The following is a 12772-nucleotide window of genomic DNA, read 5'->3' on the forward strand; positions in this document are numbered from 1 at the left end:
CCGGCCCCTGTATGAACCCCGGCGCGAGCTCAGCTCTCGCGCTTCTCCTTGATCTTCGCGGCCTTGCCGCGCAGGTCGCGCAGGTAGTACAGCTTGGCGCGACGTACGTCACCGCGGGTGACGAGCTCGATCTTCTCGACGATCGGGGTGTGCACCGGGAAGGTGCGCTCGACGCCGACGGAGAAGGAGACCTTGCGGACCGTGAAGGTCTCGCGGACACCGGCGCCCTGGCGGCGGATGACTACGCCCTTGAACTGCTGCACACGGGAGCGGTTGCCCTCGATGACGCGGACGTGGACGTTGACGGTGTCACCCGGGCGGAAGGCCGGGATGTCGCTGCGCAGCGACGCGCTGTCGACGGAGTCGAGCAGGTGAGACATTTCGTCTGCTTTCTTCGCTGATGCCACAGGTCATCAACGGGAGCTAGTTTTCCAAGAGGGTGCTGCCGCGTCGGGGCGGGCGTCGTATCCCCCTGTGGCAGGGGCGCACGCCGGACGACGTAGAGCAGCGGCCTATTCTTCCACGGCCTCGGGCCCGCGCCAAAATCGGCCGTGGGGTTCCCCTTCGGGATCCGGGGCCCAGCCCAGGATGGAGAGCATTTCGCGGTCCTTCTTGTCGAAGACGGAAGGGTCGCAGCGCTCGATGAGGTCGGGCCGGTTCGCCGTCGTACGGCGCAGAGCCTCGTCGCGGCGCCAGCGGGCGATCTTCCCGTGGTGGCCGCTGAGCAGCACCTCGGGGATCTCGCGGCCGCGCCACGCCGGGGGCTTGGTGTAAACGGGCCCCTCCAGAAGGTTGGCCATGGCCCCGAGCGCGAAGGAGTCGTCCCGGTGGGACTCGGCGTTGCCGAGGACACCCGGCAGCAGCCGCGCCACGGCCTCCGTGACGACCAGGACGGCCGCCTCGCCGCCGGCGAGGACGTAGTCGCCGATGGACACCTCGTAGACGGGCATCCGGGTCGCGTACTCGTCGATGACGCGGCGGTCGATGCCCTCGTAGCGGGCGGGCGTGAAGACCAGCCAGGGGCGTTCGGAGAGCTCGACGGCGAGTTCCTGGGTGAAGGGGCGTCCGCTCGGCGTGGGGACCACCAGGACGGGCCCGTGGGAGCCCGTCTCGTAGCCGTCGGCCAGAACCGAGTCCAGGGCGTCACCCCAGGGTTCGGTCTTCATGACCATGCCGGGGCCGCCGCCGTACGGGGTGTCGTCGACCGTGTGGTGACGGTCGTACGTCCACTGCCGAAGATCATGCACGTGCACGTTCAGCTGTCCACGCGCGCGTGCCTTGCCGACCAGGGAGACGTTCAGGGGCTCCAGGTACTCGGGGAAGATCGTGACAACGTCGAGCCGCATCAGGCGTCGGCCCCCGCGGAGTCCTCGACGTCCCTGGAAGAGGCGTTTTCCGCGTCCCTGGAGGAGGCGACTTCCGCCCGGTCGTCGATCAGGCCCGGCGGCGGGTCGATGACGGCCCGCTGCTCATCCAGGTCGATCTCGACGACGATCTCCTCGACGAAGGGGATCATGACCTCGGTGCCGTCGGGCCGCTCGACCACGAACAGGTCCTGCGACGGCAGGTGTGAGATCTCCGTGATCCGTCCGATCTCCACACCGTCCTTGGTGACCACGTCCAGGTCCATCAGCTGGTGGTCGTAGTACTCGTCCGGGTCCTCCGGCGTCTCGTCCGGGTCGACCTCGGAGATCAGGAGGGTGTTGCGCAGCGCCTCGGCGGCGTTCCGGTCGCGTACGCCTTCGAAGCGCAGCAGGAGACGGCCGCTGTGGACGCGGCCGGTCTCGATGGTCAGCGGTCCTGCGGAGGCCGGGTCGGTGAGCAGGACGGCGCCGGGGGCGAGCCTGAGCTCCGGCTCGTCCGTACGGACCTCTACGGTGACCTCGCCCTTGATGCCGTGGGCGCGGCCGACGCGAGCGACTACCAGCTGCACTGTGCTTGATCTCCTGTCGATACGACTACGGGCCGGGAAAGGCTCGTAAGCCCTCCCCGGCCCGAGCCGGTGCTGCCTGTTACGTCAGCGGACGTGGTCCACGTCGACGAGGTCGACACGGACACCGCGGCCGCCGATGGCGCCCACGACGGTGCGCAGAGCGCGTGCGGTGCGGCCGTTGCGGCCGATCACCTTGCCGAGGTCGTCGGGGTGGACCCGGACCTCGAGAACGCGCCCGCGGCGCAGGTTGCGCGAGGCGACCTGCACATCGTCGGGGTTGTCGACGATGCCCTTCACGAGGTGCTCGAGAGCCTCCTCGAGCATGCTCAGGCCTCGGTCGACTCGGACTCGGCGGCAGCCTCGTCCTTCTTCTCAGCCTTCTTCTTCTGGGTGATGGCCTCACCCTTGCCCTCGTCGTCGCCGCCCAGGGCGTCGAACGACGGGCGCGCGGCCTTCGGCTCGGCGACGAGCAGCGGAGCCGGGGCGGGCTCGCCCTTGAACTTCTGCCAGTCGCCGGTCTTCTTCAGGATCGCGAGAACGGGCTCGGTCGGCTGCGCGCCGACACCCAGCCAGTAGGCGACGCGCTCGGAGTCGACCTCCATGCGCGACGGGTTCTGCACCGGGTGGTACAGACCGATTTCCTCGATGGCCCGGCCGTCACGGCGGGTACGGGAGTCGGCGACGACGATGCGGTAGTGAGGCGAACGGATCTTGCCCAGACGCTTCAGCTTGATCTTGACTGCCACGGGAGTGGGTTCTCCTGGATTGACGTGGTTGGGCACGGCGAGATGGCCGCGTGGGGTTGCGGTACCCGAGTGCCCGATGGACGCGTCAGCCGGAGGAGAGAGGGGTCCTGTGCGGCTGTCGAGTACAGCTAGCCATTCTGCCACATCTTGGCGGGGCGCCTGACCGGGCGTCCCGCACTCGCGCAGGCCTGACCGGCACCCGGCGCCGGGCCGGGCCCGATGTCCGCCGCGTCACGCGTGCCCGCGGGCCAGGAGGCTCAACCCGCCGCCGCGCCCACCACGTCCGGAATCCGGAACGGTTTGCCGCAGCCCCCGCACATGATCGGCGCCTGGGCCAGGACCGATGGGACGACGCGAACGTTGCGGCCGCACTCGCATACCGCCTTGACGCGGACGCCTCCTCCGGAGGAGCCGTGGCGGGCGGCCGGGCCGCGGAACGAGCGGGCGGTGTCGGCGGCGGTCGCGGCCGTGTGGGCCTTGAGCGCGCGCTGCAGGCGCTCGATCGTCGGGCGGTAGCGCCGCTTCGCCTCGGGGTTGAGCGTGACCAGCGAGAAGCCACTGCTGGGATGCGGCTCCTCCGGGTGGTCGAGGCCCAGCTCCTCGGCGATCGCGAGAAATCTGCGGTTGTGATAGCGGCCGGCGCGCGAGGTGTCGCGGACTCCGCGGGCGGCGGCGATGCCGTGGACTGCCTCATGAAGCAGTCGCTCGAAAGAGAGTTCGTGCCCGCAGGCGGACGACGACTCTCCGATCAGGGACTCCGGCGCGGCAAGATCTGGCAGCTCGGGGTGGTGCCGTTGAATGTCGGCCCACGCCTGCGCCAGCTCTGCGGCGAGAACAGGTGGTGTCGTGCTCACGTAATGACAACGAGCCGGGGTGCCTCTGTGTTCCTATTCCGGGGCATCCCAAATAATTTGCACGTACCCGTCAGTTGCCGCTGATGCGTCCGGACGAGGGCGGGTGCGCTGATCTGCGGAGAAGCCTCGCAGCTCGTACCAAGCTGGTGCGTAGTCCGACGTACGCCCTCTCTATTCCGGCGCGTAGACCCGGCCACAGGCGCCGGGGCGCCTGTGGCCGGCAGATGCGCAAGAGGCGTTTCGGTCGCTCTGAGGGCTGCCTAGTAAGCGCGCGCGACGATCGCGACGTTACCGGGTGCGTCGTCGGCGTCGGGCACCGACCCGTCCTCGGTGACCAGACACCGTACGGTCACGGAGTGCTCGGCCAGCTTGGCCTCGCCCTCTTCGCCGAGGTCGGCCCACGGAATGCGCGCCCAGCATCCGGCGGCGGCCGCCTCGGCTGCCTCCTCGATCGTCGACACGTCCGCCGTACGCGACTCACGGCGCTCGCGCGACTGCCGCAGAAGCAGCGCCTGGTCCTCTTCGAGGACCGTGGGGAGCAACCCCACGAGTGCGTCGATGGCCACCGGCTCCTTGCCTCCCCCAGAGCCGAAAGCCTGGGAGGTACCCCCAGGGATGCGGCGGGCCAGCATCGCGGTGCCGTTCTCCAGGTCACGGGGGCCGACCTCGATGCGTACGGGGACGCCCTTGAGTTCCCAGTCGACGGCGCGGCGCCCGAAGGGGGTGTCGGTGCGGTCGTCCACCTGGACGCGCAGGCCCGCCGCCTTCAGCTGATCGCCGATTTCGCGGACCTTGGCCAGAACCGCTTCGTCGCCCTTGATCGCGAGGACGACCACCTGAGTGGGCGCGAGACGGGGCGGGACGCGCAGGCCGTTGTCGTCGCCGTGCATCATCACCAGGGCGCCGATCATGCGGGTCGTGGCACCCCAGGAGGTCTGCCAGACGAGTTCCTGCTTGCCGTCCTTCGACAGGTACCGGGTGTTGAACGCCTTGGCGAAGTTCTGGCCGAGCTCGTGGCTCGTACCCATCTGCAGCGCCTTGCCGTCGCCCATCATGCCCTCGAGCGTGAGGGTGTTGATGGCGCCCGCGAATCGCTCCCGGGCGGTCTTGCGGCCCAGGACGACGTCCATCGCGAGGGTGTTCTCCATGAAGTCCGCGTAGACGTGGCGGTGGATGCGCGCCGCGAAGTCCCGGGCTTCCTCGTACGTGGCGTGCGCGGTGTGGCCCTCCTGCCACAGGAATTCCGTCGTACGGAGGAAGAGCCGCGGCCTGAGCTCCCAACGCACCACGTTCGCCCACTGGTTGATCAGGAGAGGCAGGTCGCGGTAGCTCTGCACCCACTTCGAGAAGTAGTCGTTGATGATCATCTCGGAGGTGGGGCGCACGACGGCGGGCTCTTCGAGTTCCTTGCCGCCGCCGTGCGTGACCACGGCGAGCTCGGGCGCGAAGCCCTCGACGTGATCGGCTTCCTTCGTGAGGTAGGACTGCGGGATCAGCAGCGGGAAGTACGCGTTCTGGGTCCCCGTCTCCTTGATGCGGGCGTCCATGTCCGCCTGCATCCGCTCCCACAGCCCGTACCCATACGGTCGGATGACCATGGTGCCGCGCACCGGCCCGTTGTCGGCCAGCTCCGCCTTGTTGATCAAGTCCTGGTACCAGCGCGGGAAATCATCCGCCTGGGGCGTGAGAACGGGTGCCTTTGCCATGCGGCGATGGTACGGGGCGACGTTGCCGGAATGTGAATTTTTTCGGCGTGCGCAGAGAGCGCGCAAGCAGGGCGCCGCAACCCCTGGACGCCGCGTCGAGCGCGGAGTTTCCTGACATACGGGGGGAGTGCGACCGCACTGCACGGGGGCCAGGGAAACAGGGCACAGCGGCAACTCTCGGCGGATTGGGGCACTTTCGATGACACCTACGCTCGTGCGGCAGCAGCTACCTCATACGGGGGCCTCGCCCCAGGTGAATCAGTCTGCACGCGCGCGTGACTGGGCCGAGATCCAGGAGCGGATGCTGGTACCGCTCTACGAGGCCGTCTACGAGCGACTCGACGTGGGCCGCGGGACGCGGCTGCTCGGCCTCGGCTGCGGGTCGGGGCTGGCCCTCCTGATGGCGGCCGCCCGGGGTGCCGCGGTCACCGGTGTCGACTCCGCGTCGCCCGAACGGATGGCCCTCGCCCGGGAGCGGTTGCTGCCGGAGACGTGGGGCACGCGCGCGCGTGGCGACGCCCGGCTCGTGGACGGGTCCCCCGCGGACGCGGCCGTCGCGGAGGCACCGGCGTACAACCTGGTGACCGCGTTCGAGCCGATCGGATGTGTGGCCGGGGACTCCGAAGGGCTGGGTTCGCTGCTCGACGCCGCGGTGCCGCTTGCCGAGCGGGGGTCGCCGGTGGTGCTGGTGGGGTGGGGGCCGCCGGAGCGGTGCACCACGTCCGCCGTGCTGCGGATCGCCGGCAAGCTGGCCGATCCCCTGCGCGGGGGCGGGAGTTGGCGGGCCGCGTGCCGTGACGACTTGGAGGAGGTCGCCCAGCGGGCCGGGTTGCGGCCGGACGGGTCGGGGCGGGTTGCCTGTCCGTTCGGGTACGCCGATGTGGACAGTGCGGTGCGGGGGTTGGTGTCCACCGGGGGCTTCGACGCGGCGGTCGACGCCACCGATCAGGCCCAGGTGGAGAAGGAGCTGAGCGAGGCGTTGCATCCGTATCTGCGGGGGGACGGGACCGTGTGGATGCCGAATGTCTTTCGGTATCTGATCGCTCGTACGGGGTGAGGGTACGGGGCCTTTTCGCCCCCTCCGCCCCTGCCCGTCCCGTACCTGGGGGCTCCGCCCCCCAGACCCCCCGTATCGCGCTGCGCGCTCGTCCTCAAACGCCGGACGGGCTGAAAAGCCCTCCTCCTCACTCCTCCTTCGTCATGCGCGGGATTCCCGCGATCCTGTACGCCTCCGCCTCCTCTAGCGTCTCGCTCGCCAGCAGTGCTTCCGCCAGGGCGTCCAGTTGGTGGCGGTGTTCGCGGAGCTTCAGGCAGGCCTCCTCGTAGCACTCGTCGACGATGCGGCGCATTTCGTGGTCGATCGAGTCGAGGGTTCCGGGCGCCGCGGCGAGGCCGTAGGCCTGCTGGGCGTCGTTGGGGAGGGCGGAGAGGCGGCCGACTCGTTCGCTCATGCCCCAGCGGCCGACCATGCCGCGGACGATGTTGGTGACCTGTTCGAGGTCGTTCTCGGAGCCGGTGGTGATGACTTCGAAGACGACGTGTTCGGCGGCCATGCCGCCCAGGGCGCCGATGATGCGGCCGCGCAGGTATTCCTCCGTGTACGAGTACCTGTCGGCCTCCGGGGTGGAGAGTGTGACGCCCAGGGCACGACCGCGCGGGACGATCGTGACCTTGCGGACCGGGTCGGCGCCCGGCTGGAGCATGCCGAGGAGGGCGTGGCCGCTCTCGTGGTAGGCGGTTCGGCGGCGTTCCTCCGCGGGCATCACCAGAGGCCGTTCGGCGCCCAGCTGTACCTTCTCCAACGCCTCGGAGAGATCCGTCCGCGTCACCTGGTTCTGCTGGCGCTTGACCGCGAGCAGGGCCGCCTCGTTGGCGAGGTTGGCCAGATCCGCGCCGGTCATGCCCGGCGTCGTACGGGCCACCTGCGCCAGGTCCACATCCGGCGCGAGCGGGATGTCACGCGTGTGGATCTGCAGGATCGCCTCGCGGCCGCCGCGGTCGGGGGGTGAGACGTTGACGATGCGGTCGAAGCGGCCGGGGCGGGTGAGCGCCGGGTCCAGGACGTCCGCGCGGTTCGTCGCGGCGATGACGATGACGCCCTCCTCGCCCGAGAAGCCGTCCATCTCGGTGAGGATCTGGTTCAGCGTCTGCTCGCGCTCGTCGTGGCCGCCCATGGCGGCGCCGCCGCCACGGGCGCGGCCGATGGTGTCGATCTCGTCGATGAAGATGATAGAGGGGGCCACTTTGCGGGCTTCGGCGAAGAGTTCGCGGACGCGGGAGGCGCCCACGCCCACGATCATCTCGATGAACTCCGATGCCGAGGCCGAGAAGAACGGAACTCCCGCCTCCCCCGCGACCGCCCGCGCGAGCAGGGTCTTTCCCGTGCCGGGCGGGCCGGTCAGCAGCACGCCCCGGGGCATCTTCGCGCCCATCCTGCGGTACGCGTCCGGGTTCTTGAGGAAGTCCACGACGTCGTTCAGCTCGCCCTTGACCTCTTCGATACCGGCGACGTCTTTGAAGCAGGTGCGCTTGGCGCCGGGCACCAGTTCGACCGGCTTCGGGGGTGCCTTGCGGCCGAGCATGCCGCCGGCACCGCCCAAACCCGATCTCATCCGGCGGGCGACGAAGACCCACACGAGGACCAGGAGCACGATCGGGGCGAGCGAGATCAGGAGGTTGGACAGGAAGCTGCGCTGCTGGACCACCGGCGATGCGGTCACCGTGACGTTGTTCTTGGCCAGGTCCGCCCAGATCTGGTCGTCCGCGAAGGACGGGCGCTGGGTCTTGAACTTGGTGTACTTGCCGTCGCCCTCCGGGTTGTCCTGGGCGTTCTTGAGCTGACCCTGGATCGCGTCACCCTTGGAGTAGATCTTGCTGACGTTGTTGTCGTCGACCTGCCTGCTGAACTCGGTGTACGAGACCGTCGGCTCGTTGCCCTGGTTGAAGAAGGACAACGCCAGGTTGGCGATCACGAACACGACGAGGGCGGCCAGGACCAAGCCGCCCCAGCGGCCGCCGGGCACCTTCCACCTGCCAGAAGGCGGCGGCGTCGGCTCGGGCGGAGTCCCCTCGGTACGCCACGGCTGGTCAGGAGCCTTGCGCGGCGGCGCAGCATTGCTCATATTCGGACGTTACGCCATACAGCGGGCACCGGCACCTGCGGTCGAACGCCGGGGGCGCCCCTCAGGCGAGGGGCGCCCCCAGTGACGTACGACGCCGTCCGTGCCGTACGAGCCCTCGGTCCCGCACGAGAAGGACCGTCAGCCCCTGAACTTCTTGAACGTCAGCCCATGAACTTCTTGAACTCGTCCGGCAGCTCGAAGTCCTGGCCGCCCTGCTGCGGCAGGCCGAAGGCCCCACCCGGCTGAGCGCCGGCCTCGCGGCGCTGCGCCTCCTCCAGCTCCTGCTGCTTGCGCTTCATCGGGTTGCCGGAGCGCTGCTTGCCCTTGGCCTGCTTCTGCTTCTTCTTGGTCCGGCCGGGACCGCCGCCCATGCCCGGCATCCCGGGCATCCCCGGCATACCGCCGCCCTGGGCCATGCGGGACATCATCTTGCGGGCCTCGAAGAAGCGCTCGACGAGGTTCTTGACGGCGCTGACCTCGACACCCGAACCGCGGGCGATACGGGCGCGGCGCGAGCCGTTGATGATCGTCGGCTCCTGGCGCTCGGCCGGGGTCATCGACTTGATGATGGCGGCCGTGCGGTCGACGTCGCGCTCGTCGAGGTCGTTGATCTGGTCCTTGATCTGGCCCATGCCCGGGAGCATGCCGAGCAGCTTGCTGATGCTGCCCATCTTCCGGACCTGCTCCATCTGGGCCAGGAAGTCGTCCAGGGTGAAGTCCTGGCCCTTCTTGGACGCCAACTTGGAGGCCATCTTCTCGGCCTCTTCCTGGCTGAACGTCTTCTCCGCCTGCTCGATCAGGGTGAGCAGGTCACCCATGTCGAGGATGCGGGAAGCCATCCGGTCAGGGTGGAAGGCGTCGAAGTCGTCGAGCTTCTCGCCGTTCGACGCGAACATGATCGGCTTGCCGGTCATGTGGCGGATCGACAGGGCCGCACCACCGCGGGCGTCACCGTCGAGCTTGGAGAGCACCACACCGTCGAAGCCGACGCCGTCGCGGAAGGCCTCGGCAGTGTTCACCGCGTCCTGACCGATCATCGCGTCGACGACGAAGAGGATCTCGTCCGGGGAGACGACGTCGCGGATGTGCGCGGCCTGCTGCATCATCTCCTGGTCGATGCCGAGGCGGCCCGCGGTGTCCACGATCACGATGTCGTGGACCTTCGCCTTCGCGAACTCGATGGAGTCCTTGGCGACCTTGACCGGGTCGCCGGCGCCGTTGCCCGGCTCCGGCGCGTAGACAGCGACGCCCGCGCGCTCGGCGACGACGCTGAGCTGGTTCACGGCGTTCGGGCGCTGGAGGTCGGCGGCGACCAGGAGCGGGGAGTGGCCCTGGTCCTTGAGCCACTTGGCGAGCTTTCCGGCGAGCGTGGTCTTACCGGCACCCTGCAGACCCGCGAGCATGATCACGGTGGGCGGCTGCTTGGCGAAGCGGAGGCGGCGGGTCTCACCGCCGAGGATCGTGACGAGCTCGTCGTTGACGATCTTCAGGACCTGCTGGGCGGGGTTCAGCGCCTTGGAGACATCGCTCCCGAGTGCCCTGTCCTTCACGTTCTTGATGAAGGCCCGGACAACCGGCAGGGCCACATCCGCTTCGAGGAGTGCGATACGGATCTCGCGGGCCGTGGCGTCGATGTCCGCCTCGGAGAGCCGGCCTTTCCCGCGGAGGTTTTTGAAAGTCGCGCTGAGGCGGTCTGAGAGGGTATCGAACACGGTGGCGTCGGTCCTCGTAGTCGGGGGCGGTTTGGGTTGCCCTCCAGGGTATCTGCCCGAAAAGGGTTGGTGGCCCCTGCCTGGTGTGAATACCTGACACGGACCGTGACATCCGCGCAGGCGGGGCCTGGCTGGAGGCGCTCTTTGCCACCGGACCACCTCCGCGCACGCGGGGACCAGTGACCGCAAGGTCACCCCCGCAACGTCTCCTCCAGCGCACGCGCCACCGAAGCCGCATCCTCCCCCGGCAGGGGCGCGCCCTTCGTGCCGGTCACGTAGAAGGCGTCCACGGCGTTGGCGCCGAGCGTCGAGACGTGCATGCTCCGCACCCGGACGTTCGCGTCCTCCAGGGCCCGCCCGATGCGGTGCAGCAGGCCGGGGGCGTCATGGGCGCGGACCTCGATGACCGTGGCATGGCGCGAGGCGGCCGAGGCGACCGTCACACGGGGCGGCGGCGCGATCGTCCCCCGGCGGCGCGGGTAGGCGGCATCGCGTTCGGCGAGCCGGGCCGTGATGTCGAGCGAGCCGTCCAGGGCGCGTACGAGGTCGGCGCGCAGACGGGCGGCCTGCGGCAGGGAACCGTACTCGGCGGCCACCCGCCAGTTGAGCAGCAGCACCGAGCCCTCGACGCCGTCGGGCAGGTCGAGGGCGCGCAGCTCGGCGGTGCGGACGGTCAGCCGGTGCATGGCGAGGACGCCCGCGACGGCGGGGAGCACGCCGGGCTGGTCGCGCACGGCGATGAGGAGCTCCACGCCCAGCGGCTCCGGGTCGCCGGAGCCCTCCTCGGCCGGCGGCTCCGTCTGCGCGCGCAGCGCCAGTACGGGTCCGCCGGTCCGGAAGGCCTCGATCGCGAGCCGCTCCTGCTCGGCCGTGGGGGCCGCGGCCTCGGGCTCCTCGGGGACGTCCCCGGCGAGCACCGCCGAGACGCGCTTGACGAGGTCGGCGACGAGGGAGCCGCGCCATGAGGACCAGGCGGCGGGCCCCGTGGCCAGCGCGTCCGCCTCGGTCAGCGCGTGCAGCAGCTCCAGGGTGCCCTGCGAGCCGACCGCCTCGGCGACCGAGCGGACGGTCGCCGGGTCCTCCAGGTCGCGCCGGGTCGCCGTGTCGATGAGCAGCAGATGGTGGCGTACGAGGGTGGCGAGCACGGCCACGTCGGCGCGGTCGAAGCCGATCCGGGCGGCCACGTCCCGCGCGATGATCTCGCCCGCCACGGAGTGGTCGCCGGGCCAGCCCTTGCCGATGTCGTGCAGCAGGGAGGCGACGAGCAGCAGGTCGGGCCGTCCTACGCGGCGGGTCAGCGCGGAGGCGCGGACGGCCGTCTCGATGAGGTGACGGTCGACGGTCCAGATGTGCACAGCGTTGCGCTGCGGCCGGCAGCGCACCCGCTCCCAGTCGGGCAGCAGCCGCGTGATCAGCCCCTCCGCTTCCAGCGCCTCCCAGACATCGACGGTCGGGCGGCCCGAGCCGAGGAGCGTGACGAGCTGTTCGCGCGCCTCGGCGGGCCAGGGCGTGGGCAGGGGGCGCGCGGCGGCGGCCATGCGCCGTACGGCGTGCAGGGAGAGCGGGAGGCCCGCCTCCGCGGCGGCGGCCGCCGCCCGCAGCGGAAGCACGGGGTCGCGTTCGGGGCGCGCGGCACGCGCGAGCACTGCCTCGCCGTCCTGCTCGACCACGCCCTCCGCGAGGGGCGAGCGCTCGGCGACTGGCTTGCCGCCGCCCAGCATGGAGCGCAGGCGCGGGCGCGCGGAACGCGATCGCAGCACGCGCCCCACTTCGCGCCACGTCACATCACTGGCGTACGAGACGACGCGCGCGGCCTCGTACACCTGGCGCAGCAGGGTGTCGGCGTCCAGCAGACCCAGTTCCGCGGCGACCTGGTCCTGCTCCTGGAGCGAGAGACGGTCGGTGGCGCGTCCGGTGGTGAGGTGCAGCGCGTCACGGACGTCCAGAAGGCGTCGCCGGGCGTCGGCGAGGCCCTCGCGGGGCGCGTCCGCGAGCCAGGAGGCGGCGACGGCGCGCAGGGCGGTGGCGTCGCGCAACCCGCCGCGCGCCTCCTTGAGGTCCGGTTCGAGGAGGTACTGCAGCTCACCCTGGCGCTCGGCCCGCTCGGCGCAGAGCTCCTGGAGTTCGGGGAGGCGTTTCGGCGCCTGGTTGCGCCAGTCGGCGAGGACGGCCGTACGCAGTCCGGCGGTGAGGCCGAGGTCGCCCGCGATGTGCCGGGCGTCCAGCAGGCCGAGCTGCGCCTTGAGGTCCTCGCCGGCGGTCTTGCGGGCCTCGGCGGGCGTACGGACGGAGTGGTCGAGGGCCAGGCCGAGGTCCCAGACGGGGTACCAGATGCGGTCGGCGAGCGTGGAGACCGCGCCGGAGTCGCCGCCGTCGTGCAGGAGGAGCAGGTCAAGGTCGCTGCGGGGGGAGAGTTCACCGCGGCCGTAGCCGCCGACGGCGACCAGGGAGAGTCCGCGCAGGCCGTCCGAGCCCGCGGTGAACAGGCCGGTCAGCCAGTCGTCGGTCAGTTCCGCCAGGGCGGAACGGCGCGGCGGCCCGGACCGCGCCCCCTCCTGGAGGAGGCGCAGCCGGGCCGCCGCGTAGCCGCTGGGTCCCGAGTCCTCTGCTTCCGTACGCGTTTCCGTACTCGTCACCCAGCGACTCCTGTCTTTCTTCTTCCTTTGACCGGGTCCGGTCAGAGCGCGTCTGGCCGGGTC

General features: G+C 70.4%; 11 protein-coding genes. 1 reads left to right on the forward strand and 10 read right to left on the reverse strand.

Annotated elements, in window-relative coordinates:
* Positions 1–29 precede the first annotated feature (29 nt).
* The 7 genes from rplS to proS form a co-directional block, all read right to left on the reverse strand.
* On the reverse strand, positions 30–380 hold the full coding sequence (gene rplS / locus C4B68_RS11205) for a 50S ribosomal protein L19 (RefSeq protein ID WP_030675924.1): 351 nt from the start codon (positions 378–380) through the stop codon (positions 30–32).
* Positions 381–512: 132 nt separating this feature from the next.
* On the reverse strand, positions 513–1346 hold the full coding sequence (gene trmD, locus C4B68_RS11210) for a tRNA (guanosine(37)-N1)-methyltransferase TrmD (RefSeq protein ID WP_099502620.1): 834 nt from the start codon (positions 1344–1346) through the stop codon (positions 513–515).
* Positions 1346–1933 (reverse strand): ribosome maturation factor RimM, encoded by a 588-nt coding sequence (gene rimM, locus C4B68_RS11215; protein ID WP_099502621.1) that lies wholly within the window; start codon positions 1931–1933, stop codon positions 1346–1348. The genes trmD and rimM overlap by 1 nt, the downstream gene beginning before the upstream one ends.
* An 84-nt stretch (positions 1934–2017) precedes the next feature.
* Positions 2018–2257 carry an RNA-binding protein gene (locus C4B68_RS11220; RefSeq protein WP_003973401.1) on the reverse strand — a complete coding sequence of 80 codons (240 nt, stop codon included), beginning with the start codon at positions 2255–2257 and terminating at the stop codon, positions 2018–2020.
* A 2-nt stretch (positions 2258–2259) separates the two neighbouring features.
* The gene (gene rpsP, locus C4B68_RS11225) at positions 2260–2679 is read right to left on the reverse strand and encodes a 30S ribosomal protein S16 (protein ID WP_099502622.1); all 420 of its coding nucleotides are present in this window, start codon (positions 2677–2679) and stop codon (positions 2260–2262) included.
* Between the two features lie 257 nt (positions 2680–2936).
* Positions 2937–3533, reverse strand: coding sequence for a hypothetical protein (locus C4B68_RS11230; protein WP_099502623.1), 597 nt, complete (start codon positions 3531–3533; stop codon positions 2937–2939).
* Between the two features lie 260 nt (positions 3534–3793).
* A complete protein-coding gene (gene proS, locus C4B68_RS11235; RefSeq protein WP_099502624.1) occupies positions 3794–5239 on the reverse strand; it encodes a proline--tRNA ligase in 1446 nt (481 codons plus the stop codon).
* Between the two features lie 199 nt (positions 5240–5438).
* Here proS and C4B68_RS11240 point away from each other — a divergent pair, with 199 nt between their 5' ends.
* Positions 5439–6296, forward strand: coding sequence for an SAM-dependent methyltransferase (locus C4B68_RS11240; protein WP_099502625.1), 858 nt, complete (start codon positions 5439–5441; stop codon positions 6294–6296).
* A gap of 127 nt (positions 6297–6423) precedes the next feature.
* On the opposite strand, the gene ftsH is transcribed toward C4B68_RS11240, so the two are convergent.
* The 3 genes from ftsH to C4B68_RS11255 all read right to left on the reverse strand — a co-directional run bounded on the left by ftsH (position 6424) and on the right by C4B68_RS11255 (position 12709).
* The gene (gene ftsH / locus C4B68_RS11245; protein ID WP_099502626.1) at positions 6424–8361 is read right to left on the reverse strand and encodes an ATP-dependent zinc metalloprotease FtsH; all 1938 of its coding nucleotides are present in this window, start codon (positions 8359–8361) and stop codon (positions 6424–6426) included.
* Between the two features lie 161 nt (positions 8362–8522).
* Positions 8523–10073 (reverse strand): signal recognition particle protein, encoded by a 1551-nt coding sequence (ffh, locus tag C4B68_RS11250; RefSeq protein WP_099502627.1) that lies wholly within the window; start codon positions 10071–10073, stop codon positions 8523–8525.
* Positions 10074–10264: 191 nt separating this feature from the next.
* Entirely contained in the window at positions 10265–12709 is a 2445-nt protein-coding gene (locus tag C4B68_RS11255) for a [protein-PII] uridylyltransferase (RefSeq protein ID WP_099502628.1), read from the reverse strand.
* Positions 12710–12772 lie beyond the last annotated feature (63 nt).

This window comes from Streptomyces dengpaensis (assembly GCF_002946835.1).
Lineage (GTDB): Bacteria > Actinomycetota > Actinomycetes > Streptomycetales > Streptomycetaceae > Streptomyces > Streptomyces dengpaensis.